Origin of the sequence: Streptomyces sp. AC602_WCS936 (assembly GCF_019049125.1) — a bacterium.
Classification (GTDB): domain Bacteria; phylum Actinomycetota; class Actinomycetes; order Streptomycetales; family Streptomycetaceae; genus Streptomyces.
Window position 1 is genome coordinate 1 of sequence record NZ_JAGMUF010000125.1, and the last position, 712, is coordinate 712.

Here is a 712-nt window from a genome sequence, read left to right on the forward strand (position 1 = left end):
GCTCCATCGTGCCGGGCGGGGGCGGACGCGGCGCGGCCTGACCGAGGTGACAGGCGGGGACGGGCTCGGGGGCGATCCGCTCCATCGTGACGGGCGGGCGCGGACGCGGCGCGGCCTGACCGAGGTGACAGGCGAGGGCGGGCTCGGGGGCGGTCCGCTCCACCGTGACGGGCGGGGGCGGACGCGGCGCGGCCTGACCGAGGTGACAGGCGGGGACGGATGCGGGACGGCCCGCCCCAGCGAGACGGGGGAAGGCCGGCTCGGCGACAGGCGGGCCCGTCGAGACGAAAAGGGCGGGCGGACTCGGCGTCGGCCCGCCCCATCGTGACGGGCGAGGCGACGCGTGCGGGCCCGGCGGCAGCCCCTACCGTCTGGCAGGATCGGGGACGGCCCGACCCATGGCGTGCTGTACGCGGGGCGAGCCCGGCGCCCCCCCGTCAGGGGGCCCGGCTCCAGCGTGGGGCGGTGTCGGCCCAGGCGGTGTCCCACTCGACGAGGTTGCGGCGGTGCAGCACCAGCCCGGTGACGCCGTGGACCGCGAGGCCGGTGATCACGACGCCCAGGAAGGCGAGGATGGCCCAGCCCATCGTGCGGCTGCGGATCTGGCCGGTGGTGAGCGGCGGCTCGGTGAGCTCTCCGGCCGCGTCCACCCAGACCAGGACGGTGCTGTCCGCGGGCAGTCCCGGCTCGACGTCCGTCTTCCCGGTCCTGG

The 712-nt window shown here is 77.8% G+C and carries 1 pseudogene; it reads right to left on the minus strand.

From position 1 onward, the window contains the following. Window positions 1-437: 437 nt before the first annotated feature. Window positions 438-712: pseudogene (locus KUM03_RS33555) on the minus strand (hypothetical protein); the annotation flags it as partial.